Raw genomic sequence first — 21,678 nt, 5'->3', positions numbered from 1 at the left:
TCAATGAAAGCGACGACAAAGCTCAGGCACTGGCCCTTCTACACCGCCCTCTTCTGCGGAGTTCTGACCGTACCAGCCCTCTGGTTCCTTGCGCGCCCCTTTGTCCTCGTCGCCGCTGCCATTACCTTCTTCTGCGTCTATCTCTTCATGAGCTGGCGGCGCTTGCGAATGATGACGGGCAGACATCTGAAAACGCATGCCCGTAACACCGACGAGCCGGAAGCCGTCATCTTTCTTGTAACATTCGCGGCCGCCGCAACTGCGCTCGTCTCGCTGTTCATTGCGCTCAACGCCCAGCAAACGGGATCCGCACTGGCTCTCGCCCTCGCCTTTGCCTCTGTCGTACTCGGCTGGGCGACGATCCACATGATGGCCGCCATGCACTATGCCCATGTCTACTGGGTGGCTGACCAGAATCAGCAGGCAGCGGAGCCGGCGCGCGGCCTCGATTTTCCCGGGACTCCCGATCCTGGCGGCTATGACTTCCTCTATTTTTCCTTCGTCGTCGGCATGACGGCGCAGACATCTGATGTCGCCATCACGACGACAGCCATGCGGCGTATCAACCTGATGCACGCCATCGTTTCGTTCTTCTTCAACACCGTGCTCGTCGCCGCCGCCGTCAATGCGGCCGTGCAGCTTGCCGGCTGAGCATCATTATCCAAGGAGCATTCCATGAAAGTCCTTTCGCAAAACACCGCCTTTGGCGGCATGCAGGGCGTCTTTTCGCACGAGTCCGAGGCCTGCAAGGGCGAGATGACCTTTGCCGTCTTCGTGCCGCCGCAGGCGATCAAGGAGCCAAGACCGGTGCTCTGGTACCTGTCCGGCCTCACCTGCACGCATGCGAACGTCATGGAAAAGGGCGAGTACCGGCGTATGGCCTCCGAACTCGGCCTCATCATCGTCTGCCCGGATACCAGCCCGCGCGGAGCCGACGTTGCCGACGAGTTGACCAACTGGCAGATGGGCAAGGGCGCCGGGTTCTATCTCGACGCCACCGAGAAGCCCTGGGCCGAGCACTATCAGATGTACACCTACGTCACCGAAGAGCTGCCTGCCTTCGTCAGCCAGCACTTCCGCATGGACATGAGCCGCCAGGGGATCTTCGGACATTCAATGGGCGGTCACGGCGCGATGACGATCGCTCTGAAGCACCCCGACCGCTTCAGGAGCTGCTCGGCATTCGCACCGATCGTCGAGCCGTCGACGGCTGATTGGTCGATCGGCGCCTTCGAAAAGTACCTTGGAACCGACCGCGCCGTCTGGCGGCAATACGATGCCTGCGCCCTCGTCAAGGACGGCGCACGCTTCCCCGAATTCCTGATCGACCAGGGCAAGGCCGACGGCTTCCTCGAAAACGGATTGCGCCCCTGGCTGTTCGAAGACGCCGTGAAGGGCACGGGCATCGATCTGACGCTGCGCATGCATGAGCGCTACGACCACTCCTATTACTTCATCTCCACCTTCATGGACGATCACTTGAAGTGGCATGCCGACCGGCTGGCCTGAGCCGATTTGACCCCGGAGCGACTGATGACCCACCTCCTTCTCGTCGGCGCCGGTGGCGCGATCGGCTCGATCTTGCGCTACATTGCCGGTCTCTGGGCTATCCACCGCTTCGGGCCCAGCTTCCCGTGGGGCACCCTTGGGGTCAATATCTCAGGCTCGTTCCTGATCGGCCTGCTGGTGGAGATGATCATGCGCAAGTTCGGCGCGTCGCCGGAAATGCGCGTGTTCCTCATCACCGGTGTTCTCGGTGGTTACACGACCTTCTCCGCCTTCTCGCTGGACGCAATCACGCTGGCCGAGCGCGGCGATGTCATGCTTTCCATCATCTATATCATCGCCAGCGTCGCGCTTTCGATCTTGGCGGTCTTCTGCGGGCTGGTTCTGGTGCGCGCAATAGTCTAAAGGCTGCTCCTACAGGCGCTGCGTCTCCAGAGAGAAACGCGGCGCATGCTGCATTGGTCCGCGACCGTCATCGCTTCGAGGGCGTTGTCATGCAGCGGCTAAAGGATTGCGGCAGCCTTTGCGCGCCTGAAGCGTTTTCCTGCGTCCATCCCAGCGCAGGAGCTTCGGACCGACGCGCGACGCTGCGGAAACAGAAGGCAGGTTCGCTCAAATGGCAGGTATAGAACACAGACAAGTGGATGGTGACGAGGCCGGCATGCGCCTCGACCGCTGGTTCAAGGTGCATTTTCCCGGACTGGGCTTCGGTCCACTGCAGAAGCTCCTGCGCTCCGGCCAGGTTCGCGTCGATGGCGCGCGCGCCAAATCCGACACCCGCGTCCAGCCCGGCCAGACGATCCGCATTCCGCCGCTCGGCGTCGACCCGAAGGAGACCAAGACCGGCCCGATCGGTGGCCGCGATCTCAGGCACTCTCCGGATGGCGAGCTTCTGTCGCGCATGGTGCTGCACGAGGATGCGAAGGTCATCGTACTGAACAAGCCGGCCGGCCTTGCCGTCCAGGGCGGCTCCGGCGTCAGCCGTCATATCGACAAGATGCTCGAGGCCTGGACCAACCAGAAGGGTGAAAAACCGCGCCTGGTGCACCGGCTCGACCGCGACACTTCGGGTGTGCTGGTGATCGCCCGCACCCGCGGTGCTGCCCAGCAACTGACGGCCGCCTTCCGCGAGCGCGACACCAAGAAGACCTATTGGGCCCTGGTGAAGGGCGTGCCGCGCAAGCGTGAAGACCGGATATCCACCTGGCTCGTCAAGGAACAGACGCCGGATGGCGACCGCATGCGCATTGCCAAGCATGGCGACGACGGCGCCGATCACGCGATCTCCTACTACCGGATCGTCGAACAGGCCGGCCAGAACCTCGCCTGGCTTGAAATGGAACCCTATACCGGCCGCACCCATCAGTTGCGCGTGCACGCGGCCCATATCGGTCATCCGATCATCGGCGATCCCAAATATTTCGAGGCCGACATCAACTGGTCGTTCCCGGGCGGCATTCAGAACCGGTTGCACCTGCATGCCCGGCACATCGACATCCCGCATCCGAACGGCGGTCGCCTGCAGGTGACAGCGCCGCTGCCGCCGCACATGGTGCAGAGCTGGAACCTGCTCGGTTTCGACGAGAATGCTGCGAACGAGGAAGACTGATGAAACTGGCTCTCTTCGACTGTGACGGGACACTGGTCGACAGCGGTGGCCTGATCCATGAAGTGATGGCGCGCACGTTTGAGGCCTTCGATCGCGAGCGCCCGCCCCTTTCGGCGACCAAGGGCATCATCGGCCTGACACTCGACATCGCCATTGCGCGGCTGCTCGGCCGTGAGCACGTCGACGACCTGGCGCTGGCGATGACGACACACTATAAGGCGATTTTCGCAGGCGTGCGCGGCGAAGCCGGCTTCCAGGAGCTGTTGTTTCCGGGAATCGCCGACATGATGCAGACGCTCTCGTCGCGCAATGAACTGCTGATCGGTGCTGTCACCGGAAAGTCGCGGCGCGGCCTCACCCACATTGCGGCAACCCACGGCTTCGACAGCATCTTCTTCGTTTCCCGTACGGCCGACGATTGCCCCTCCAAGCCGCATCCGGCGATGGTGACCGGGTGCTGCTCGGAAGCCGGCATCGATGCGAAGGATACGGTCGTCATCGGCGACGCGATCTACGACATGCAGATGGCCAAGGCAGCCGGTGCCGCCGCCATCGGCGTCGCCTGGGGCTATGCGTCCGTCCCTGAGCTCATCGAGGCAGGTGCGGATTTCGTTGCCCAGACGCCGGCTGACATCATTGAATGGATGGAACACAATCATGCCTGATATTCGCGACGAACTCAGCGGTGCGATGAGCCACGAGGATCCGGTCCGCCGCGCACAGATCCAGATGCTGAAGCCGCTACCGAAGCGCTTCTACAAAGAGGTCAGTATCGCTGCGGCCGACGGAGATACGTATAGCGTGCTGCTCGATGGCCGGACGGTGCGCACGCCGGCAAAGCAGCCGCTTGCCGTGCCGATGCGCAAGCTCGCGGAGATTCTCGCCGCCGAATGGGAGGCCCAGACCGAGGTCATCAACCCCGGCCAGATGCCGGTCACCCGCATCGTCAACACGGCGCTCGACGGCGTCGCCAAGGACCAGCGCTCGGTCTTCGACGACATCCTGCGCTTCGCCGGAACCGATATGCTCTGCTACCGCGCCGACAGCCCGGAAGGTCTCGTCGCCCGCCAGAACGAAATCTGGAATCCGGTGCTCGATTGGGCGCGACAAATGCTCGGCGCCCGCTTCATCCTTGCCGAAGGCGTGATCCATCAGGAACAGCCGGAAGAAGCGCTCGCTGCCTATGCGGAAGGCTTGCGTGCCTTCGCGACGCCGCTCGGCCTCACCTGCATCCACACGGTGACGAGCCTGACGGGCTCGGCCCTCTTAGCGCTCGCCTTCGCCTCGGGCAGGCTCTCCGCCGAAGAGGCCTGGACGGCCGCGCATGTGGACGAGGACTGGCAGATCGAGCATTGGGGAACCGACGAGGAGGCCTTCCGCCGGCGGGAGAACCGCTGGCAGGAAATGCAGGCGACCGCCGCGGTGCTCGACGCCCTGCGCTAACAGAAAACGCCACATCGCTGAATACGATTGCGGGTTGCGCGTCCTTCATGACGCGCAACCCGCTTCGTTTGTAACTATGGCTGCCGCTTCGAGAGCCTGACGCTACGACAATGCGAGTACGCAGCGTTAGGCAGCGAGCTTCAGCCCGGCGATGCCGCTGATGATGAGAACAATGCAGCCGAGGCGGATGAAGGTCGCCGGCTCCGCGAACAGGAAGATGCCGAGGATGACCGTGCCGACGGTACCGATGCCGGTCCAGACCGCGTAGGCCGTGCCGAGCGGCAGGCTGCGCACGGCGAGACCAAGCAACACAATACTGAGGATCATCGACCCGACGGTCAGGATCGTCGGCGTGACGCGCGTAAAGCCATCCGTGTATTTGAGACCGATTGCCCAGCCGATTTCGAGGAAACCGGCAAGCAGAAGAAGGAACCAGGCCATGTCAAACTCCTGAGGTTGGAGCGAGGCCGTCCCCGCGGTTGTTCGGTATCGACTTTGCGACCCGTGCAGCCGTCTGCAATGCGGCTTCTATCTCACACTCCGGTGCCGACAGCAAGGCAACCACGGGCAGATCAGCTTTGCACCGGTGGCAAAGCTGGATCACTTCACGCATTCCTTGAAACAAGCGGGGATTGCTGCGAGCCACGCACTTCGCAAAGGGAAGCCGTCTTACGCCTTCCCGGATCGGCGCTAGGAAGCATTGCGCTCCCGGCGCAGTTTCGCCCACCATTCCAGCCGCCTGCGGATTTCGCGCTCGAAACCGCGCTCCGGCGGGTCGTAAAAGGTCTGGCGGCCCATCTTTTCCGGAAAATAATCCTGGCCAGAGAAAGCATCCGGTTCGTCGTGATCGTAACGATAGCCGTCGCCGTAGCCTTCGCCTTTCATCAGCTTGGTCGGTGCGTTAAGGATGTGTTTCGGCGGCAGCAGCGAGCCGTTTTCCTTGGCAGCGCGCATCGCCGCTTTGTAGGCGGTGTAAACGCCATTCGACTTCGGCGCGGTCGCCAGATAGACGCAGGCCTCGGCGAGCGCCAGCTCGCCCTCCGGCGAACCGAGATAATCATAGGCGTCCTTGGCGGCGTTGCAGATCACCAGCGCCTGAGGGTCGGCGAGGCCGATGTCCTCGACCGCCATGCGCACCAGGCGTCGCCCAAGATAAAGCGGATCCTCGCCAGCGTCGAACATACGGCAGAGATAGTAGAGGGCAGCATCCGGATCAGAGCCGCGTACCGACTTATGCAGCGCGGAAATCAGATTATAGTGGCCGTCTTGGCCCTTGTCGTAGACCGGCGCCCGCCGTTGCACGATGTTCTGAAGCGCTGCCGCATCGAAGATTTCGTCGCGCCGGGCCGCCCGCCAGACTTCCTCGGCCAGTGTCAGGGCCGCCCGGCCATCGCCATCAGCCATGCGGATCAGGCTGGCACGCGCATCCGCATCAAGCGGCAGCGTCTTGCCTTCCGCCTGCTCGGCTCGCGACAGCAGCTCCTGGATGCTGTCTTCGTCATGCGGCTTGAACGTCAATACGCGGGCGCGGGACAACAGAGCGGCATTGAGCTCGAAGGACGGGTTCTCCGTCGTTGCGCCGACGAGGATGACGGTGCCGTCTTCCATGACAGGCAGGAAGCTATCCTGCTGGGCGCGATTGAAGCGGTGGATCTCGTCGACGAAGAGCAGGGTCTGCCGGCCGGACATGCGCCGCGCGCGCGCCGCTTCGAACACCTTCTTGAGATCGGCGACACCGGAGAAGATGGCCGAAATCTGCTCGAAGGCAAGCCCCGCCTCCCCCGAAAGCAACCGCGCCACGGTCGTCTTGCCGGTACCCGGCGGCCCCCAGAAGATCATCGATCCGAGAGAACCCGACGCGATCATGCGCGACAGCACGCCATCATCCCCGGTCAGGTGCTCCTGACCGGTGACTTCGGCAAGCGTGCGCGGACGAAGCCTGTCGGCAAGCGGTCTTGCCGACGCCATCTCAGGAGGTTCGGAGGCGGAGAAGAGATCGCTCATCGGAAGAACTGACGGATCAGTTGGCCGTCCCGCTCGATCTCGACCCGCCAGAAGGAGGCATCATCGGCCATCACATGCTCCAGCGTCTTGGATGTGTCTATCGTGGTGCCATTGACGGAGCGCACGATGTCCTTCGGTTCTAGACCGATACGGGCTGCCGGCGAACCGCGGTTGACCTCCATGACGACGACCCCTTGCAGCGAAGTCGACATGCGCAACTCGTCGGCAAGACGCGGCGACAGGTTGGCGACGACCGCGCCGGCGAAGGGGTTGCGCCCCTCGATCAACCGTTCGTCGCGCGGCGACGTCTCCGGCGCCCGATCGAGCTTCAGCGTCACGTCACGGGTTTTGCCGTTTTCCGACACGGTCACGCGCGCCTCGTGACCGATGCCGACCGTCGTCAGGCGGTAGCCGAGCGCATCCGGGTGTTCGACGTCGATGCCGTTGACGGCGGTGATCACCTGTCCCGGCTTGATGCCCGCCTGTTCGGCCGGGCCACCCGCCACGACAGCAGTCACCAGCGCGCCGCGGGCACGGCTGAGGCCAAGAGCCTCGGCGACTTCAGAGGTCACCGGTTCGAAGCTCGCGCCGATAAAGGGACGCACGAAGGTGCCATTGCCACCGTCGGCGGAAGCGACGAAAACCTTCACCAGATTGGCCGGGATGGCGAAGCCGACGCCGTTCGAGCCTCCACCCTTGGAGAAGATCGCGGTGTTGATGCCGATGAGTTGGCCATTCATATCGATGAGGCCACCGCCGGAATTGCCCGGGTTGATTGCCGCGTCCGTCTGGATGAAGAAGCCGAAATCGCCCGACGAGACCTGGTTGCGCGCGAGTGCCGAGACGATGCCGCTCGTTACCGTCTGGCCGACGCCGAAGGGATTGCCGATCGCGAGAACAAGGTCGCCGACTTCGACCGCATCGGAATCGCCGAGCGGGACGATCTCGAACGGGCCGTCCGACTGGATCTTCAGCACCGCCAGGTCGAGCCGGTCATCCTTGAGCACGATCTTGCAGGGAAACTCGCGGCCATCTGCCAGCGCCACCTTGATGTCGTCGGCGCCCTCGATGACGTGATTGTTGGTCACGACGATTCCGTTCTTGCCGACGATCACGCCGGAGCCGAGCGAGGATTGCTTTTCCGAACGGTTCGGCATCCGCTGGCCGAAGAATTCCTCGAAGAAGGGATCGCCGGAAAAGATCGAGCGGCGCTCGACGACGCGTTCGGCGTAGACATTGACGACCGCGTTTGCCGTCTGCTTGACGAGCGGCGCGAAGGAAAGCTGCATTTCGGTGCGCGACTGCGGAACGGTCTTGGCCTCCTCGGCCAATGCCGGACAGGCAAGAGAAACAGCAATGACGAGCGCGGCAAGCGCTCTTCGACTAACGATCATGTGAAGCATTCTCCTATTCGTCGCGGCTACGTTCAGATAGGATTTCGCGGGAAAAAAGGCAAATGTTGGCGCAAGATACGCAAACTTGCCGGCTTCACGCGCTACGCACGAAAACGTGGTTCGGCACCCCTTTCACGGTGATCGAAAGTCTGCTGAGTTCTTACAAGCCAAGGCTCATAAACCACTCTCGGATAAGACCATGCCATCCTACCGTCCGCCGCGAATCGTTTCCTCCGAAATCACCCCGGAGAATATCTTCATCAACCGTCGCGCATTCCTGGGCGCCGCTGCCGGCGGCATCCTCCTCGCCGGAAGCAGTTCAGGCATGGCGGCTGCGCTCAGCGCACCGAAAGGCAAATACGTCGTCGACGAGGATCTGACCCCCGAGACCGACGTCACGGGCTACAACAACTTCTATGAATTCGGGACCGGCAAGGGCGATCCCGCCGCCAATTCCGGCAACTTCAAACCGACTCCCTGGACGGTGAAGGTCGACGGTCTCGTCGGCAAGCCGCAGGAGTTCGGGCTGGAGGAATTGCTGAAGTTCCCGATCGAGGAACGCGTCTATCGCATGCGCTGCGTCGAGGCATGGTCGATGGTGATCCCCTGGACCGGCTTCCAGCTTTCGACCCTGCTCGACAGGGTCGAGCCGCTTGGCAGCGCCAAGTATGTTTCGTTCGAGACGATCGTGCGCCCCGCGGAGATGCCGGGCCAATCCGGCTTCTTTCAGCCGTTGCCCTGGCCCTATCGCGAAGGGCTGAGGCTGGATGAAGCCCGCCATCCCCTCACCCTCTTGTCCCTCGGCGTCTACGGCAAGACCCTTCCCAACCAGAACGGGGCGCCGATCCGGCTCGTTACCCCCTGGAAGTACGGCTTCAAGGGGATCAAGTCGATCGTGCGGATCTCGCTCACCGAAACGCAACCGCCCTCCACCTGGAATCTGTCGGCCCCGCACGAATATGGCTTCTATGCCAACGTCAACCCGGCTGTCGATCACCCGCGCTGGAGCCAGGCGACGGAGAACCGCATCGGTGGCGGTGGCTTCTTCGGCTCCAATCGTCGCGACACCCTGCCCTTCAACGGCTATGCTGATGAGGTTGCCAGCCTCTATGCCGGCATGGATCTCAGAGCGAGTTACTGATCATGGTCCATCTGCCCGCCCTCCCGAAACGCTACCACTCAGCCTCGGTATGGGCACTTTATGGCCTCGGCCTGCTGCCGGCAGGCTACGGCTTCTACCTCGGCGCCACTGGGCAACTCCCCGGAAATCCGGTCAAGGAATTCGAGCACCTGCTTGGTCTCTGGGCGCTTCGCTTTCTCGTCGCGACCCTGGCGATCACGCCGATCCGCGACATTTTCGGCATCAATTGGCTTCGCTATCGCCGGGCGCTCGGGCTGCTCGCCTTCTATTACGTGCTGATGCACTTCCTCGCCTACATGCTGCTCGATCAGGTGCTGAATATTCCGGCGATCCTCACCGATATCGGCCGTCGCCCGTTCATCACCATCGGCGTGGCCGGGCTCGTGATGTTGATCCCGCTGGCACTGACGTCCAACAATTGGTCGATTCGCAGGCTCGGGACCCGGTGGAATACGCTGCACCGCCTTGCCTATGTCATCGCCGCTGCCGGCGCCCTGCATTTTTCGATGTCGGTGAAGGTCGTGGGCCCCGAGCAGATGCTCTATCTGGGGCTGGTCGCCGTGCTGCTCGCCTGGCGACTGGTGCGCAAGCCCTATCTGCGCCGCAAACGTCAGGCGGCCAATTCGCCGATCAGACGGCAGCCCATAGAAAAAGCGGCCGGGTGATTGCCACCCGGCCGCTTTAATTTTTCTGCCTTCGATCGGCTTAGGCTGCTTCGGCAGCTTCAGCTTCTGCGGCAACGCGGGCGCGGTCCGCAGCGCCCTTGGCGTCGACATCGCGGTCAACGAACTCGATGACGGCGAGAGCGGCGTTGTCGCCGTGGCGGAAGCCAGCCTTCATGATGCGCAGGTAGCCGCCGTTGCGGGTGGCGTAGCGCGATGCGATCGTGTCGAACAGCTTCGAAACGACAGCGGCGTCGCGGATCTGCGAGATCGCCTGGCGGCGAGCATGCAGGTCGCCGCGCTTGCCGAGCGTGACGAGCTTCTCGACGATCGGGCGGATTTCCTTGGCCTTCGGCAGGGTCGTAACGATCTGCTCGTGCTGGATCAGCGAAGCTGCCATGTTGGCAAACATCGCCTTGCGGTGGCTGGCGGTTCTATTCAGCTTGCGGCCGGCTTTTGCGTGGCGCATGGCTATTCTCCTTCAATGCAGGCTCTGCCTGCCGTTTCCTGGCACATACAGGTGCAACACCTGCTGTTTGACGGGGAAAGGCAGAACAAGCTGCCTTTATCTGTTAGTATTGGTCTTCGTAACGCTTGGCGAGATCTTCGATGTTCTCCGGCGGCCAGGACGGCACTTCCATGCCGAGGTGCAGGCCCATGGAAGCGAGAACTTCCTTGATTTCGTTCAGCGACTTGCGACCAAAATTCGGCGTGCGGAGCATTTCTGCTTCGGTCTTCTGAATGAGGTCGCCGATGTAGACGATGTTGTCGTTCTTCAGGCAGTTGGCCGAACGGACCGAAAGTTCCAGTTCGTCGACCTTCTTGAGAAGCGCCGGGTTGAAGGCGAGTTCGGTAACTGCCTCTTCCTCTGCTTCCTTCTGCGGCTCGTCGAAGTTGACGAAGACCGACAACTGGTCCTGAAGGATGCGGGCCGCAAAAGCGATCGCATCTTCACCGGTGACGGAACCGTCCGTCTCGATGGACATCGTCAGCTTGTCATAGTCAAGAACCTGGCCTTCGCGGGTGTTCTCCACCTTGTAGGACACTTTCTTGACCGGCGAGTACAGGCTGTCGACCGGGATCAGGCCGATCGGAGCATCTTCCGAACGGTTGCGATCAGCCGGCACGTAGCCCTTGCCGTTGTTGACGGTGAACTCCATGCGGATCTCTGCGCCCTCGTCGAGGGTGCAGATCACATGGTTCGGGTTGAGGATTTCGATATCGCCAACCGTCTGGATGTCACCGGCGGTAACAACGCCCGGACCCTGCTTGCGCACAACCATGCGCTTTGCGTCGTCGCCATCCATCTTGATGGCGATTTCCTTGATGTTGAGCACGATGTCCGTCACATCTTCCCGGACGCCCGGGATAGAGGAGAACTCGTGCAGAACGCCGTCGATCTGCACTGCGGTGACAGCAGCACCGCGCAGCGACGACAGAAGCACGCGGCGAAGCGCGTTGCCGAGCGTCAGACCGAAGCCGCGTTCAAGCGGTTCCGCAACCAGCGTTGCCTTGGTGCGGCCGGAGGAGACGAACTCCACCTTGTTCGGCTTGATCAGTTCCTGCCAATTCTTCTGGATCATGTTTTCTGCCTTCCGTTCGTTGCCACCATCCAATCGTGACAACCGAGCCCCGAAGACCGGGAGAGCGCGGATGCACCCTCACCGGCATGTTGAATGCATATGATCAGACGCGGCGCTTCTTGCGCGGACGGCAGCCGTTGTGCGGGATCGGGGTCACATCGCGGATCGAGGTGATCATGAAGCCCGCAGCCTGCAGCGCGCGAAGAGCCGATTCACGGCCGGAACCCGGACCGCAAACTTCGACTTCCAGCGACTTCATGCCGTGTTCCTGAGCCTTCTTGGCGCAGTCTTCAGCGGCGATCTGTGCGGCAAACGGGGTCGACTTACGCGAGCCCTTGAAACCCTTTGCACCGGCAGACGACCAGGCAATCGCGTTGCCCTGTGCGTCGGTGATGGTGATCATCGTGTTGTTGAACGACGAATTGACGTGTGCAACGCCAGACGTGATGTTCTTGCGTTCGCGGCGGCGAACGCGGGTGGCTTCCTTGGCCATAGGATCCCTTTCTTAGATCTCTGCACCGCCGTAATTCCAGCGGCTCCACCGGGAAAAGGATTTGTCGTCCCCTGCCCTGCATCTTCATTTCCCCCGAGGGGCGGAATACCCGCTCTTCGGACTAACATCCGGACCATTCGCCCGGACAGCGGTCAGGCAAGCGCCGTACCAAACTGCAAAAGGAGGCCGGCGCCTGACGCCAGCCTCCCAATCTCCCTTTTCGGGAAATTACTTCTTCTTACCGGCAATCGCCTTCGCCGGACCCTTGCGGGTGCGAGCGTTGGTGTGGGTGCGCTGACCGCGAACCGGCAGGCCACGACGGTGACGCAGGCCGCGATAGCAGCCGAGGTCCATCAGGCGCTTGATGTTCATCGAGGTCTCGCGACGCAGGTCACCTTCGACCTGGTAGTCACGGTCGATCGTTTCGCGGATCTGCAGAACTTCAGCGTCCGTCAGCTGATGCACGCGACGATCGGACGGAATACCGACCTTCTCGACGATTTCCTGTGCGAATTTCGGGCCGATCCCATGAATGTAGGTCAGCGCGATAACTACGCGCTTCGCCGTCGGGATGTTGACGCCAGCGATACGTGCCACGTCTATTCTCCTTGCGTTCCAGTTGCCATCCGGCAATAGGTGCTTCGTTACGCGACCTCGAAGAGCCGCACGTTGATTGAGGTTCGAGACACGTCAAAAACGACCGCACCCGGACTTCATTTTCTTTGAAGACCGCGCCGATCGCTCTCATGTCGCGAGTTGGCGCTGTCTTTGGCGGAATCGGCCGGAAAAGTCAACTCCCCGGCGGTTCCTTTTCGGCAAAGACCAGTGTCTAAGCCAGAATCTTCTCGATCTCTGCGGTGACGGCGGTCACATCCGCCATGCCATCCACCGTTCTCAGTTGGCCGGTACCGGCATAGTGCTCGGACAGCGGCGCAGTCTTTTCGCGATACTCTGCCAGGCGACGCTTGAAGGCTTCCGGATTGTCATCCGAACGGACCATACCTCCCGCAGCGATAGTCTCCGCTACGCGATTCTCCATCCGCTTTACAAGGGCCGCCTCGTCGACCTTCAGCTCAATGACCGCATCGAGCTTCAGTCCCTTGCTTTCCAGCATCTTGTCGAGGGCAATCGCCTGCGGAACGGTGCGCGGGTAGCCATCGAGGATGAAACCCTTGGCACAATCCGGCTGATCGATGCGATCCGACACGATTTCGTTGACGATCTCGTCCGATACCAGCTGGCCGGCGTCCATCACTGCCTTGGCGCGCTTGCCAACTTCAGTCGCCTGGGCAACGGCGGCCCGCAGCATATCGCCTGTGGAAAGCTGCGGAATGCCGTATCTCTCCGTCAGAAGCTTGGCCTGAGTCCCCTTGCCAGCGCCCGGCGGTCCCAAAAATATCAGTCTCATCGTCCCCTCTTTCCTCCGCGCAGCTTCGACTTCTTGATCAGCCCCTCATATTGCTGTGCGATGAGATGGCCCTGGATCTGTGCTACAGTATCGAGGGTCACGCTGACAACAATCAAAAGCGACGTACCACCAAGGTAGAACGGCACGCCGGTCTGCGAAATCAGAACTTCCGGCAGAATGCAGACGAAGATCAGGTAGACCGCACCGATGACGGTGATGCGCGTCAGGACGTAATCGATGTATTCAGCCGTGCGCTCGCCCGGACGTATGCCCGGAATGAAGCCGCCGTGCTTCTTGAGATTGTCGGCCGTGTCCTTCGGATTGAAGACGATCGCCGTATAGAAGAAGGCGAAGAACGCAATCATCGCTCCGTAGAGAACCATGTAGAGCGGCTTGCCGTGACCGAGCGCACCAACGATGGTCGTCGCCCAACCCGGCAGTGTCGCCGTGTTGGCGAAGCCTGCAAGCGTCGCCGGCAGCAGCAGCAGCGAGGACGCGAAGATCGCCGGGATGACGCCCGAAGTGTTGAGCTTCAGCGGCAGATGCGAGGTGTCGCCCTGGAACATGCGGTTGCCGACCTGGCGCTTTGGATACTGGATCAGAAGCCGGCGCTGTGCCCGCTCGACGAAGACGATGAGCGCAATGACGGCAACGACCATGATGATGATCGCGAGGATCAGCGGCGTCGAGAGCGCGCCGGTGCGGCCGAGTTCGAGCGTGCCGGCGAGAGCCGTCGGCAGGTGGGCGACGATACCGGCGAAGATGATCAGCGAAATGCCGTTGCCGATACCGCGCGACGTGATCTGCTCACCGAGCCACATCAGGAACATGGTACCGCCGAGCAGCGAAATGACGGTCGAAATGCGGAAGAACCAACCCGGATCGTTCACAAGGCCGTTGCCGCTCTCGAGGCCGACGGCGATGGCGTAAGCCTGCGCCGTGCCGAGAAGCACCGTACCGTAGCGGGTATACTGGTTGATGATCTTGCGGCCCTGCTCGCCTTCCTTCTTCAGCTGTTCCAGCGCCGGAACGACGGAGGTCATCAGCTGAACGATGATCGAAGCAGAGATATAGGGCATGATGCCGAGCGCGAAGATCGCCATGCGCTCAACTGCACCGCCCGAAAACATGTTGAAGAGACCGAGGATGCCGCCGCTCTGGCCACGGAAAGCCTGGGAAAACGCTTCCGGATTGAGACCGGGCAACGGGATATAGGTGCCAAGACGGTAAACCAGAAGCGCACCAAGCGTGAACCAAAGCCGTTTCTTCAGATCTTCCGCCTTGGCGAAAGTCGAGAAATTCAGGTTCGAGGCGAGCTGTTCCGCTGCAGAAGCCATGCAATTCTCCGCGTACCAAATCTCGGAATCAGCGGGAGCACCCGGTCCGTTCCGGAAGGAGTAACTTTTCGTCTTGAAAACCGGACGCGAGGCGATTGTGTCTGCAATCGGATGCCTCACCGTGGTTTCCGCTATGTCCGCCGCGGCGAGCGATTCGCCGATTGCGGACGTGAGGCTCACATATGGGAGCAAAACCGCCCGGAGTGAAGCACCCCGGGCGGTTCATCAGTAATATTATTCAGCGGCAGCTGCGAGCAGCTTGACCGAACCGCCGGCCTTTTCGATCTTCTCGATCGCCGACTTGGAAGCGCCAGCGACTTCGATCGAAACCTTCGCCTTCAGTTCGCCGTCAGCGAGAACGCGGACGCCGTCTTTTTCGCGACGGATGACGCCAGCGGCCTTGAGAGCGGCTGCGTCGACGGTCTTCGAAGCGTCGAGCTTCTTGGCGTCGATTGCCGTCTGGATACGGCCGAGCGACACGACAACAAACTCCGAAGCGAAGATGTTGTTGAAGCCGCGCTTCGGCAGACGACGGTAGATCGGCATCTGACCGCCTTCGAAGCCGTTGATGGCAACGCCCGAACGAGCCTTCTGACCCTTGACACCGCGGCCGGCCGTCTTGCCGGAGCCAGAGCCGATACCACGGCCGAGACGCTTGCGGCTGTGGGTAGAGCCTTCGTTGTCCTTGATTTCATTCAGTTTCATGAGCTTATCCCCCTCACTTCTCGTCGACGACGCGAACGAGGTGCTGGACGGTCCGGATCATGCCGCGAACAGACGGAGTGTCTTCCAGCGTGCGAACCCGGTGCATCTTGTTGAGGCCCAGACCAATGAGCGTCTGACGCTGTACGGCCGGACGGCGAATGGGGCTACCGATCTGCTCGACGGTAACCGTCTTCTTGGCAACTTCTTTCTTAGCCATCTGTCAGCTCCCTTATTCTTCGGAAGCAGCGCCGGAGGAAACACGACGAGCCTGGAGCGTGGCGTACTTGATGCCGCGCTGAGCTGCGATGTCCTTCGGGTGCATCTGGTTCTTGAGGGCGTCGAAGGTTGCGCGAACCATGTTGTAGGGGTTCGACGAACCGGTCGACTTTGCAACGACGTCATGAACGCCGAGCGTTTCGAAGACCGCGCGCATCGGACCACCGGCGATGATACCGGTACCGGGCTTGGCCGAACGCAGCAGCACCTTGCCGGCGCCGTGACGGCCATGGACGTCGTGATGCAGGGTACGACCACCACGCAGCGGGACGAAAATCAGGTCGCGCTTGGCAGCTTCCGTGGCCTTGCGGATGGCTTCCGGCACTTCGCGGGCCTTGCCATGGCCGAAGCCAACGCGGCCCTTCTGGTCGCCAACGACGACGAGAGCGGCGAAACCGAAACGACGACCGCCCTTCACCACCTTGGCGACGCGGTTAATTGCTACGAGCTTATCGACAAATTCGCTGTCGCGCTCTTCGCGGTTCTGGCGATCTTCGCGAGAACCTCTTTTTTCTTGTGCCATTGTCCTCTTCCTTTTTCTTTTCCGGGTGCAATCGGCAGATTGACGAGACCGCCTCCCCTCTTTTCGAGGTGAAGACGGCTGGAGATTTGCGAAACCGGCTGAAAAGCCCGGGCGGTTACGCCCGGGCCAACGAACTTAGAAGTTCAAGCCGCCTTCGCGGGCTGCCTCGGCCAGCGCCTTGACGCGGCCGTGGTAGATGAAGGCGCCGCGGTCAAAGACAACGTCCTTGACGCCAGCCTTCGAAGCACGCTCCGCCAGGAGCTTGCCGACAGCCGAAGCGGCTGCCGTGTCTGCGCCGGTCTTCAGAGAAGACCGCAGATCCGTGTCGAGGGTCGATGCCGAAGCAAGGGTCTTGCCGGCAACGTCATCGATGATCTGCGCGTAGATGTTCTTCGACGAGCGATGAACCGACAGGCGCGGGCGGCCGTTGGCGACCGCCTTGATTTGACGGCGCACGCGGTTGGCGCGACGCACAAGAGTATCTTTCCTGCTAGCCATTTCGCGTGATCCTTACTTCTTCTTGCCTTCTTTGCGGACAATCCGCTCTTCGGCATACTTGACACCCTTGCCCTTGTAGGGCTCGGGGCCACGGTATTCGCGGATTTCCGCGGCAACCTGGCCGACCTGCTGCTTGTTGATGCCGGACACGATGATTTCGGTCGGCTTCGGAACAGCAATCGTGATGCCTTCCGGCGTCTGGTAGACGACGTCGTGGCTGAAACCGAGCGCGAGCTGCAGGTTCTTGCCCTGCATCGACGCACGATAACCAACGCCGTTGATTTCGAGCTTGCGCTCGTAACCGTCCTTGACGCCCTTGAAGATGTTCTCGATCATCGTGCGGGACATGCCCCACTTCGAACGAGCATCCTTGCTCTGGCTGAGCGGCTGAACAACAACCGCATTATCTTCGAGCTTTACCGAAACTTCGTCGTTTGCAACGAAGAACAGTTCGCCCTTCGGGCCCTTCGCCGTTACCTTCTGGCCATCAACGCTTGCCGTGACGCCTGCCGGAACCTGAACGGGCTTCTTACCGATACGAGACATTTTTATACCTGTCTGTTCGCTATGGAGAACCTGCTACGCCTTCGTTAGAAGACGGAGCAAAGGATCTCGCCACCAACATTCTGTTCGCGTGCCTGATGATCGGCCATCACACCCTTCGGGGTCGAAAGGATGGTGATGCCGAGGCCGTTCGCGACCTGCGGAATGGACTTAACCGAGACATAGACTCGGCGGCCCGGCTTGGAGACGCGTGCGATCTCGCGGATCACGGAAGCGCCTTCGTAGTACTTCAGCTCGATGTTCAGCTCGGACTTGCCGTTGCCGAATTCGACTTCAGAGTATCCGCGGATGTAGCCTTCGGCCTGAAGGACATCCAGAACGCGTGCACGGAGCTTCGAAGCCGGCGTGGAAACGCTCGACTTGCGGCGAGCCGCGCCGTTACGGATACGGGTGAGCATATCGCCCAGCGGATCAGTCATTGCCATGTGCCCGTCTCCTTACCAGCTCGACTTGACGACGCCCGGCACCTTGCCGAGGTTGCCCAGTTCGCGAAGCGCAATACGCGACATACGAAGTTTACGATAGTAGGCGCGCGGACGGCCGGTAACTTCGCAACGGTTGCGGATGCGGGTCTTGGATCCATCGCGCGGCAGACCTGCCAGCTTGATGGTTGCCTTGAACCGCTCTTCAATCGGCAGAGACTGGTTCATGATGATCGCCTTCAGAGCGGCACGCTTTGCAGCCTGCGAGGCAACCAGTTTGCGGCGGCGCTTGTTCTTTTCAACTGCGCTCGTTTTCGCCATTACAGTTATCCTTCTTTACGCTTGTCGTTACGGATTACTGACGGAACGGGAAGTTGAACTCTGTGAGCAGAGCGCGAGCTTCGTCGTCGTTAGTTGCCGTCGTGCAAACGATGATGTCCATGCCCCACATCTGATCAACCTTGTCGTAGTTGATCTCAGGGAACACAATGTGCTCCTTGATGCCCATGGCGAAGTTGCCACGGCCGTCAAAGGACTTCGGATTGAGGCCACGGAAGTCGCGAACGCGCGGGAGAGCGATGTTCACGAGACGATCCAGGAACTCAAACATCCGAACGCCGCGCAGGGTAACCTTGGCACCAATCGGCATGCCTTCGCGGACCTTGAAGCCTGCGATGGAGTTGCGAGCGCGGGTGATTACCGGCTTCTGGCCAGCAATCGCTGCGAGGTCGGCAGCAGCAACGGTCGGCTTCTTCGAGTCGCCGGTTGCTTCGCCAACACCCATGTTGATGACGATCTTGTCGAGGCGCGGGATCTGCATTTCGTTGGCGTAGGAGAACTTCTCCTGCATCGCCTTGCGGATGCGCTCTACATATTCCTTCTTGAGCCGTGGCTCATAAGCGGACTTAGCCATCGATCACTTCTCCCGAACGCTTGGCCACGCGGACCTTCTTGTCGCCATCGATCTTGAAACCGACGCGGGTCGGCTTGCCGTCCTTCGGATCGGCAATCGCGATGTTCGAAAGGTGGATCGGGGCTTCCTTGTTGATGATGCCGGCTTCCTGGCTCTGGGTCTGGCGCTGGTGACGCTTCACCATGTTGACGCCACGCACGACAGCCCGGTCTTCCTTCGGCATAACCTGGACGACTTCGCCGGTACGGCCCTTGTCCTTACCGGTGAGAACGACAACCTTGTCGCCTTTGCGAATCTTTTGCATCTCTCAACGCTCCTTTAGAGTACTTCTGGAGCCAGCGAGATGATCTTCATGTGGTTCTTGGCGCGAAGTTCGCGCGGAACCGGTCCGAAGATACGGGTGCCGATCGGCTCTTTCTTGTTATCGATAAGAACGGCTGCGTTGGTGTCAAAGCGGATGACGGAACCATCCGGACGGCGGATGTCCTTCGCAGTGCGAACGACAACAGCCTTCATGACATCACCCTTCTTTACGCGGCCGCGCGGAATGGCTTCCTTGATCGATACGACAATGATGTCGCCGACCGACGCATACTTGCGCTTGGAGCCGCCCAGCACCTTGATGCACATGACACGACGTGCGCCGGAATTATCCGCCACGTCGAGGTTTGTTTGCATCTGAATCATGTCAGGTCGCCTTCTTGTTGTTACCAGGCCGGTTGGGTCGAGACCCCCTCGCCTGGCTTATAGTGCTCATCTCAAAGCAAAAGAACGCCCGGACTCGAGCGTTCCTCTGCTTCAATTGCGTGCTTCATACAGGTATTTGCCCAAGACGCAAGGGTCTTGCGGTCAAAACCTGCAGAAATCAAGCGTGGACGGCTACGACCGTCCAGCGCTTATCCTTCGAGATCGGCGCACATTCCTCGATGGAAACGACGTCACCAACCTTGTACTGGTTGTTTTCGTCGTGCGCCTTGTACTTCTTCGAACGGCGAACGGTCTTCTGGAGGATCGGGTGCGCGAAGCGGCGCTCGACCCGGACGACAACCGTCTTGTCGTTCTTATCGCTGACAACAGTGCCCTGCAGAATGCGTTTCGGCATATTTTCTGGTCCTTAGGCCTTGGCTTCTGCCGCCTTCTGGCGGGCAATGGTTTTGACGCGTGCGATGTCCTTGCGGACTTCGTTGATACGCGAAGACTTCTCGAGCTGGCCGGTTGCCTTCTGGAAGCGCAGGTTGAACTGCTCCTTCTTCAGTTTGGCAAGCTCTTCGTTGAGTTGATCGGCGCTCAGAGCGCGAACATCTGCGGCTTTCATGAGCTTCACTCCTTACTCTGCGATACGCTGCACGAAGCGCGTCTTGACAGAGAGCTTGGCAGCGCCAAGACGAAGTGCCTCACGGGCAAGTTCTTCGCTGACACCATCGATCTCAAACATCATTCGGCCGGGCTTGACCTTGCATGCCCAGTATTCGACCGAACCCTTACCCTTACCCATGCGGACTTCCGTCGGCTTGGCGGTAACGGGAACGTCAGGGAACACGCGGATCCAGACGCGGCCGGCGCGCTTCATGTGACGCGTGATCGCGCGGCGGGCCGCTTCGATCTCGCGCGCATTGACGCGGTTCGGTTCCTGAGCCTTCAGGCCGAATTCACCGAAGGCAAGATCAGAACCGCCCTTGGCAACGCCCTTGATGCGGCCCTTGAACTGCTTGCGATACTTCGTACGCTTTGGCTGCAACATTTTTTTACTTCTCCGATATTGGCTGCCAAACGCGAATGTTACGCGTTTTCACGACGGCGGTCACGATCGCCACGGTCGCGATCACGGCCGGCCGGGCCCTGGTTGTCACTTTCGATCGCGCGACGCTCGGAAGCCATCGGATCGTGCTCAAGGATTTCGCCCTTGAAGATCCAGACCTTGATGCCGCAGATACCGAAAGCGGTTTCCGCTTCGGCCGTGCCGTAGTCGATGTCCGCACGCAGCGTGTGCAGCGGAACGCGACCTTCGCGGTACCATTCGGTACGAGCGATTTCGGCGCCGCCGAGGCGACCGGCGCAGGTGATCTTGATGCCTTCGGCGCCAAGACGCATGGCCGACTGAACAGCGCGCTTCATCGCACGACGGAAGGCCACGCGGCGCTCGAGCTGCTGGGCGATCGACTGGGCAACGAGCGTTGCGTCAACTTCCGGCTTGCGCACTTCGACGATGTTGAGGTGCGTTTCGGAGTTGGTCATCTCGGAAAGCTTCTTGCGGAGCTTTTCGATGTCGGCGCCCTTCTTGCCGATGATCAGGCCCGGACGAGCCGAGTGGATCGTGACGCGGCACTTCTTGTGCGGACGCTCGATGACCACCTTGGCGATACCGGCAGCCTTCAGTTCTTCCATCAGGTAGGCGCGGATCTTCAGGTCTTCGTGAAGAAGCTGGCCGTATTCGGCATTGTCCGCGAACCAGCGGCTATCCCAGGTCCGGTTGATGCCGAGACGGAAACCGATCGGATTAATCTTCTGGCCCATTATGCGGCCTCCCCTTTGGCTTCCACTTCACGAACGACGATCGTCAAGTGAGAGAACGGCTTTTCGACACGCGATGCACGGCCGCGACCACGAGCGTGGAAGCGCTTCATGACGATCGACTTGCCAACGTAAGCTTCTGCGACGACGAGCGAATCGACGTCGAGATCGTGGTTGTTCTCTGCGTTTGCGATCGCAGATTCAAGGGTCTTCTTGACCGTTTCTGCAATGCGCTTGCGGGAGAACTCCAGTTCGGCCAGAGCGCGGTCGACCTTCTTGCCGCGGATCATCGCGGCAACCAGGTTGAGCTTCTGGGGGCTGACGCGGATCGTGCGCGCAACTGCCTGCGCCTCATTATCCTTCAGCCGGCGTTCGGCTTTTGCCTTGCCCATCGTTACTTCCTCTTTGCCTTCTTGTCCGCGCCATGACCGTAGTAGGTCCGGGTCGGAGAGAATTCGCCAAACTTGTGGCCGACCATGTCTTCGTTGACGCTGACCGGAACGTGCTTGCTGCCGTTGTAGACGCCGAAGGTGAGACCGACAAACTGCGGAAGGATCGTGGAGCGGCGGCTCCAGATCTTGATCACTTCGTTACGACCGCCTTCGCGGACCTTCTCAGCCTTCTTGAGAAGATAACCGTCAACGAACGGACCTTTCCATACTGAACGAGTCATTCGAGACTTCCTC

Annotated in this window: 33 protein-coding genes; 8 read left to right on the top strand and 25 right to left on the bottom strand. The window is 60.7% G+C overall.

All coding sequences use genetic code 11. From position 1 onward, the window contains the following. Window positions 1-3: 3 nt before the first annotated feature. The 6 genes from QM996_RS05710 to QM996_RS05685 all read left to right on the top strand — a co-directional run bounded on the left by QM996_RS05710 (window position 4) and on the right by QM996_RS05685 (window position 4,558). The gene (locus QM996_RS05710) at window positions 4-651 is read left to right on the top strand and encodes a DUF1345 domain-containing protein (RefSeq protein ID WP_500269626.1); all 648 of its coding nucleotides are present in this window, start codon (window positions 4-6) and stop codon (window positions 649-651) included. A 24-nt stretch (window positions 652-675) separates the two neighbouring features. Then, entirely contained in the window at window positions 676-1,509 is an 834-nt protein-coding gene (gene fghA, locus QM996_RS05705) for an alpha/beta hydrolase family protein (RefSeq protein ID WP_500269625.1), read from the top strand. 24 nt (window positions 1,510-1,533) lie between these two features. Beyond that, a complete protein-coding gene (crcB, locus tag QM996_RS05700) occupies window positions 1,534-1,911 on the top strand; it encodes a fluoride efflux transporter CrcB (protein ID WP_500269624.1) in 378 nt (125 codons plus the stop codon). Window positions 1,912-2,122: 211 nt separating this feature from the next. Then, window positions 2,123-3,115, top strand: coding sequence for an RluA family pseudouridine synthase (locus QM996_RS05695; RefSeq protein ID WP_500269623.1), 993 nt, complete (start codon window positions 2,123-2,125; stop codon window positions 3,113-3,115). Continuing rightward, window positions 3,115-3,780 (top strand): HAD family hydrolase, encoded by a 666-nt coding sequence (locus QM996_RS05690; RefSeq protein WP_500269622.1) that lies wholly within the window; start codon window positions 3,115-3,117, stop codon window positions 3,778-3,780. The genes QM996_RS05695 and QM996_RS05690 overlap by 1 nt, the downstream gene beginning before the upstream one ends. Next, window positions 3,773-4,558, top strand: a complete 786-nt coding sequence (locus QM996_RS05685) for an ATP12 family chaperone protein (RefSeq protein WP_500269621.1) — start codon at window positions 3,773-3,775, stop codon at window positions 4,556-4,558. The genes QM996_RS05690 and QM996_RS05685 overlap by 8 nt, the downstream gene beginning before the upstream one ends. A gap of 126 nt (window positions 4,559-4,684) precedes the next feature. On the opposite strand, the gene sugE is transcribed toward QM996_RS05685, so the two are convergent. From sugE to QM996_RS05670, 3 genes are all read right to left on the bottom strand, one after another. Continuing rightward, a complete protein-coding gene (sugE, locus tag QM996_RS05680) occupies window positions 4,685-4,999 on the bottom strand; it encodes a DMT family transporter (RefSeq protein WP_500269620.1) in 315 nt (104 codons plus the stop codon). 249 nt (window positions 5,000-5,248) lie between these two features. Continuing rightward, window positions 5,249-6,562 carry a replication-associated recombination protein A gene (locus QM996_RS05675; RefSeq protein WP_500269619.1) on the bottom strand — a complete coding sequence of 438 codons (1,314 nt, stop codon included), beginning with the start codon at window positions 6,560-6,562 and terminating at the stop codon, window positions 5,249-5,251. Next, window positions 6,559-7,956 carry a DegQ family serine endoprotease gene (locus QM996_RS05670; RefSeq protein WP_500269618.1) on the bottom strand — a complete coding sequence of 466 codons (1,398 nt, stop codon included), beginning with the start codon at window positions 7,954-7,956 and terminating at the stop codon, window positions 6,559-6,561. Before QM996_RS05670 ends, QM996_RS05675 begins: the two co-directional genes overlap by 4 nt. Window positions 7,957-8,155: 199 nt before the next feature. Between QM996_RS05670 and msrP the strand changes: the two genes are divergently transcribed. Both msrP and msrQ read left to right on the top strand, forming a co-directional pair. Next, on the top strand, window positions 8,156-9,097 hold the full coding sequence (gene msrP / locus QM996_RS05665; protein WP_500269617.1) for a protein-methionine-sulfoxide reductase catalytic subunit MsrP: 942 nt from the start codon (window positions 8,156-8,158) through the stop codon (window positions 9,095-9,097). Between the two features lie 2 nt (window positions 9,098-9,099). Next, complete coding sequence (gene msrQ, locus QM996_RS05660) at window positions 9,100-9,762, top strand: protein-methionine-sulfoxide reductase heme-binding subunit MsrQ (protein WP_500269616.1); 663 nt, start codon at window positions 9,100-9,102, stop codon at window positions 9,760-9,762. Window positions 9,763-9,802: 40 nt separating this feature from the next. Here the strand turns inward: msrQ and rplQ are convergent, their stop codons facing one another. From rplQ to rpsS, 22 genes are all read right to left on the bottom strand, one after another. Further along, window positions 9,803-10,228, bottom strand: a complete 426-nt coding sequence (rplQ, locus tag QM996_RS05655; protein ID WP_173516266.1) for a 50S ribosomal protein L17 — start codon at window positions 10,226-10,228, stop codon at window positions 9,803-9,805. A 103-nt stretch (window positions 10,229-10,331) separates the two neighbouring features. Then, entirely contained in the window at window positions 10,332-11,342 is a 1,011-nt protein-coding gene (locus QM996_RS05650; protein ID WP_034795592.1) for a DNA-directed RNA polymerase subunit alpha, read from the bottom strand. Between the two features lie 103 nt (window positions 11,343-11,445). Further along, window positions 11,446-11,835 (bottom strand): 30S ribosomal protein S11, encoded by a 390-nt coding sequence (gene rpsK / locus QM996_RS05645; protein WP_003536496.1) that lies wholly within the window; start codon window positions 11,833-11,835, stop codon window positions 11,446-11,448. A gap of 228 nt (window positions 11,836-12,063) precedes the next feature. Further along, the gene (gene rpsM / locus QM996_RS05640; protein WP_173516265.1) at window positions 12,064-12,432 is read right to left on the bottom strand and encodes a 30S ribosomal protein S13; all 369 of its coding nucleotides are present in this window, start codon (window positions 12,430-12,432) and stop codon (window positions 12,064-12,066) included. A 232-nt stretch (window positions 12,433-12,664) separates the two neighbouring features. Then, on the bottom strand, window positions 12,665-13,243 hold the full coding sequence (locus QM996_RS05635; protein ID WP_500269615.1) for a nucleoside monophosphate kinase: 579 nt from the start codon (window positions 13,241-13,243) through the stop codon (window positions 12,665-12,667). Continuing rightward, the gene (gene secY, locus QM996_RS05630; RefSeq protein ID WP_500269614.1) at window positions 13,240-14,580 is read right to left on the bottom strand and encodes a preprotein translocase subunit SecY; all 1,341 of its coding nucleotides are present in this window, start codon (window positions 14,578-14,580) and stop codon (window positions 13,240-13,242) included. The genes QM996_RS05635 and secY overlap by 4 nt, the downstream gene beginning before the upstream one ends. Window positions 14,581-14,814: 234 nt before the next feature. Beyond that, window positions 14,815-15,285, bottom strand: a complete 471-nt coding sequence (gene rplO, locus QM996_RS05625; protein WP_057255582.1) for a 50S ribosomal protein L15 — start codon at window positions 15,283-15,285, stop codon at window positions 14,815-14,817. A 13-nt stretch (window positions 15,286-15,298) separates the two neighbouring features. Beyond that, window positions 15,299-15,502 (bottom strand): 50S ribosomal protein L30, encoded by a 204-nt coding sequence (gene rpmD / locus QM996_RS05620; RefSeq protein ID WP_057255581.1) that lies wholly within the window; start codon window positions 15,500-15,502, stop codon window positions 15,299-15,301. A gap of 12 nt (window positions 15,503-15,514) precedes the next feature. Then, window positions 15,515-16,084 (bottom strand): 30S ribosomal protein S5, encoded by a 570-nt coding sequence (gene rpsE, locus QM996_RS05615; RefSeq protein WP_173516262.1) that lies wholly within the window; start codon window positions 16,082-16,084, stop codon window positions 15,515-15,517. A gap of 135 nt (window positions 16,085-16,219) precedes the next feature. After that, entirely contained in the window at window positions 16,220-16,582 is a 363-nt protein-coding gene (rplR, locus tag QM996_RS05610) for a 50S ribosomal protein L18 (protein WP_173516261.1), read from the bottom strand. Window positions 16,583-16,594: 12 nt separating this feature from the next. Continuing rightward, window positions 16,595-17,128, bottom strand: coding sequence for a 50S ribosomal protein L6 (rplF, locus tag QM996_RS05605; protein ID WP_173516260.1), 534 nt, complete (start codon window positions 17,126-17,128; stop codon window positions 16,595-16,597). A 44-nt stretch (window positions 17,129-17,172) separates the two neighbouring features. Further along, the gene (rpsH, locus tag QM996_RS05600) at window positions 17,173-17,571 is read right to left on the bottom strand and encodes a 30S ribosomal protein S8 (RefSeq protein ID WP_173516259.1); all 399 of its coding nucleotides are present in this window, start codon (window positions 17,569-17,571) and stop codon (window positions 17,173-17,175) included. Between the two features lie 12 nt (window positions 17,572-17,583). After that, complete coding sequence (gene rpsN / locus QM996_RS05595) at window positions 17,584-17,889, bottom strand: 30S ribosomal protein S14 (protein ID WP_173516258.1); 306 nt, start codon at window positions 17,887-17,889, stop codon at window positions 17,584-17,586. 34 nt (window positions 17,890-17,923) lie between these two features. Next, window positions 17,924-18,481 (bottom strand): 50S ribosomal protein L5, encoded by a 558-nt coding sequence (rplE, locus tag QM996_RS05590; RefSeq protein WP_429816692.1) that lies wholly within the window; start codon window positions 18,479-18,481, stop codon window positions 17,924-17,926. After that, complete coding sequence (rplX, locus tag QM996_RS05585; protein ID WP_173516256.1) at window positions 18,474-18,785, bottom strand: 50S ribosomal protein L24; 312 nt, start codon at window positions 18,783-18,785, stop codon at window positions 18,474-18,476. The genes rplE and rplX overlap by 8 nt, the downstream gene beginning before the upstream one ends. A gap of 14 nt (window positions 18,786-18,799) precedes the next feature. After that, window positions 18,800-19,168: a 50S ribosomal protein L14 gene (gene rplN / locus QM996_RS05580; protein WP_034795548.1), complete on the bottom strand. Its 369-nt coding sequence runs from the start codon at window positions 19,166-19,168 to the stop codon at window positions 18,800-18,802. Between the two features lie 178 nt (window positions 19,169-19,346). Continuing rightward, complete coding sequence (rpsQ, locus tag QM996_RS05575) at window positions 19,347-19,583, bottom strand: 30S ribosomal protein S17 (protein WP_173516255.1); 237 nt, start codon at window positions 19,581-19,583, stop codon at window positions 19,347-19,349. A gap of 12 nt (window positions 19,584-19,595) precedes the next feature. Further along, window positions 19,596-19,796: a 50S ribosomal protein L29 gene (gene rpmC, locus QM996_RS05570; RefSeq protein WP_056319072.1), complete on the bottom strand. Its 201-nt coding sequence runs from the start codon at window positions 19,794-19,796 to the stop codon at window positions 19,596-19,598. A 12-nt stretch (window positions 19,797-19,808) separates the two neighbouring features. Continuing rightward, window positions 19,809-20,222 carry a 50S ribosomal protein L16 gene (rplP, locus tag QM996_RS05565; RefSeq protein ID WP_011975175.1) on the bottom strand — a complete coding sequence of 138 codons (414 nt, stop codon included), beginning with the start codon at window positions 20,220-20,222 and terminating at the stop codon, window positions 19,809-19,811. Window positions 20,223-20,260: 38 nt separating this feature from the next. Next, entirely contained in the window at window positions 20,261-20,995 is a 735-nt protein-coding gene (gene rpsC, locus QM996_RS05560) for a 30S ribosomal protein S3 (RefSeq protein ID WP_113541392.1), read from the bottom strand. Continuing rightward, complete coding sequence (gene rplV / locus QM996_RS05555) at window positions 20,995-21,384, bottom strand: 50S ribosomal protein L22 (RefSeq protein WP_034795534.1); 390 nt, start codon at window positions 21,382-21,384, stop codon at window positions 20,995-20,997. The genes rpsC and rplV overlap by 1 nt, the downstream gene beginning before the upstream one ends. A 2-nt stretch (window positions 21,385-21,386) precedes the next feature. Continuing rightward, window positions 21,387-21,665: a 30S ribosomal protein S19 gene (rpsS, locus tag QM996_RS05550; protein ID WP_018239488.1), complete on the bottom strand. Its 279-nt coding sequence runs from the start codon at window positions 21,663-21,665 to the stop codon at window positions 21,387-21,389. Window positions 21,666-21,678: the final 13 nt, after the last annotated feature.

Source organism: Sinorhizobium chiapasense, from assembly GCF_045277575.1.
In the GTDB taxonomy this organism is placed as follows: Bacteria; Pseudomonadota; Alphaproteobacteria; order Rhizobiales; family Rhizobiaceae; genus Ensifer; species Ensifer chiapasense_A.
The sequence above is the reverse complement of the archived record's forward strand: the minus strand, read 5'-3'. Positions and strand labels throughout refer to the sequence as shown.

Bases quoted from the DNA above. Each gene is read 5' to 3' on its own strand.
- QM996_RS05710 (WP_500269626.1), top strand. From the start codon at position 4: ATGAAAGCGACGACAAAGCTCAGGCACTGGCCCTTCTACACCGCCCTC.
- fghA (WP_500269625.1), top strand. From the start codon at position 676: ATGAAAGTCCTTTCGCAAAACACCGCCTTTGGCGGCATGCAGGGCGTC.
- crcB (WP_500269624.1), top strand. From the start codon at position 1,534: ATGACCCACCTCCTTCTCGTCGGCGCCGGTGGCGCGATCGGCTCGATC.
- QM996_RS05695 (WP_500269623.1), top strand. From the start codon at position 2,123: ATGGCAGGTATAGAACACAGACAAGTGGATGGTGACGAGGCCGGCATG.
- QM996_RS05690 (WP_500269622.1), top strand. From the start codon at position 3,115: ATGAAACTGGCTCTCTTCGACTGTGACGGGACACTGGTCGACAGCGGT.
- QM996_RS05685 (WP_500269621.1), top strand. From the start codon at position 3,773: ATGCCTGATATTCGCGACGAACTCAGCGGTGCGATGAGCCACGAGGAT.
- sugE (WP_500269620.1), bottom strand. From the start codon at position 4,999: ATGGCCTGGTTCCTTCTTCTGCTTGCCGGTTTCCTCGAAATCGGCTGG.
- QM996_RS05675 (WP_500269619.1), bottom strand. From the start codon at position 6,562: ATGAGCGATCTCTTCTCCGCCTCCGAACCTCCTGAGATGGCGTCGGCA.
- QM996_RS05670 (WP_500269618.1), bottom strand. From the start codon at position 7,956: ATGATCGTTAGTCGAAGAGCGCTTGCCGCGCTCGTCATTGCTGTTTCT.
- msrP (WP_500269617.1), top strand. From the start codon at position 8,156: ATGCCATCCTACCGTCCGCCGCGAATCGTTTCCTCCGAAATCACCCCG.
- msrQ (WP_500269616.1), top strand. From the start codon at position 9,100: ATGGTCCATCTGCCCGCCCTCCCGAAACGCTACCACTCAGCCTCGGTA.
- rplQ (WP_173516266.1), bottom strand. From the start codon at position 10,228: ATGCGCCACGCAAAAGCCGGCCGCAAGCTGAATAGAACCGCCAGCCAC.
- QM996_RS05650 (WP_034795592.1), bottom strand. From the start codon at position 11,342: ATGATCCAGAAGAATTGGCAGGAACTGATCAAGCCGAACAAGGTGGAG.
- rpsK (WP_003536496.1), bottom strand. From the start codon at position 11,835: ATGGCCAAGGAAGCCACCCGCGTTCGCCGCCGCGAACGCAAGAACATC.
- QM996_RS05635 (WP_500269615.1), bottom strand. From the start codon at position 13,243: ATGAGACTGATATTTTTGGGACCGCCGGGCGCTGGCAAGGGGACTCAG.
- secY (WP_500269614.1), bottom strand. From the start codon at position 14,580: ATGGCTTCTGCAGCGGAACAGCTCGCCTCGAACCTGAATTTCTCGACT.
- rplO (WP_057255582.1), bottom strand. From the start codon at position 15,285: ATGAAACTGAATGAAATCAAGGACAACGAAGGCTCTACCCACAGCCGC.
- rpmD (WP_057255581.1), bottom strand. From the start codon at position 15,502: ATGGCTAAGAAAGAAGTTGCCAAGAAGACGGTTACCGTCGAGCAGATC.
- rpsE (WP_173516262.1), bottom strand. From the start codon at position 16,084: ATGGCACAAGAAAAAAGAGGTTCTCGCGAAGATCGCCAGAACCGCGAA.
- rplR (WP_173516261.1), bottom strand. From the start codon at position 16,582: ATGGCTAGCAGGAAAGATACTCTTGTGCGTCGCGCCAACCGCGTGCGC.
- rplF (WP_173516260.1), bottom strand. From the start codon at position 17,128: ATGTCTCGTATCGGTAAGAAGCCCGTTCAGGTTCCGGCAGGCGTCACG.
- rpsH (WP_173516259.1), bottom strand. From the start codon at position 17,571: ATGGCAATGACTGATCCGCTGGGCGATATGCTCACCCGTATCCGTAAC.
- rpsN (WP_173516258.1), bottom strand. From the start codon at position 17,889: ATGGCGAAAACGAGCGCAGTTGAAAAGAACAAGCGCCGCCGCAAACTG.
- rplE (WP_429816692.1), bottom strand. From the start codon at position 18,481: ATGGCTAAGTCCGCTTATGAGCCACGGCTCAAGAAGGAATATGTAGAG.
- rplX (WP_173516256.1), bottom strand. From the start codon at position 18,785: ATGCAAAAGATTCGCAAAGGCGACAAGGTTGTCGTTCTCACCGGTAAG.
- rplN (WP_034795548.1), bottom strand. From the start codon at position 19,168: ATGATTCAGATGCAAACAAACCTCGACGTGGCGGATAATTCCGGCGCA.
- rpsQ (WP_173516255.1), bottom strand. From the start codon at position 19,583: ATGCCGAAACGCATTCTGCAGGGCACTGTTGTCAGCGATAAGAACGAC.
- rpmC (WP_056319072.1), bottom strand. From the start codon at position 19,796: ATGAAAGCCGCAGATGTTCGCGCTCTGAGCGCCGATCAACTCAACGAA.
- rplP (WP_011975175.1), bottom strand. From the start codon at position 20,222: ATGTTGCAGCCAAAGCGTACGAAGTATCGCAAGCAGTTCAAGGGCCGC.
- rpsC (WP_113541392.1), bottom strand. From the start codon at position 20,995: ATGGGCCAGAAGATTAATCCGATCGGTTTCCGTCTCGGCATCAACCGG.
- rplV (WP_034795534.1), bottom strand. From the start codon at position 21,384: ATGGGCAAGGCAAAAGCCGAACGCCGGCTGAAGGATAATGAGGCGCAG.
- rpsS (WP_018239488.1), bottom strand. From the start codon at position 21,665: ATGACTCGTTCAGTATGGAAAGGTCCGTTCGTTGACGGTTATCTTCTC.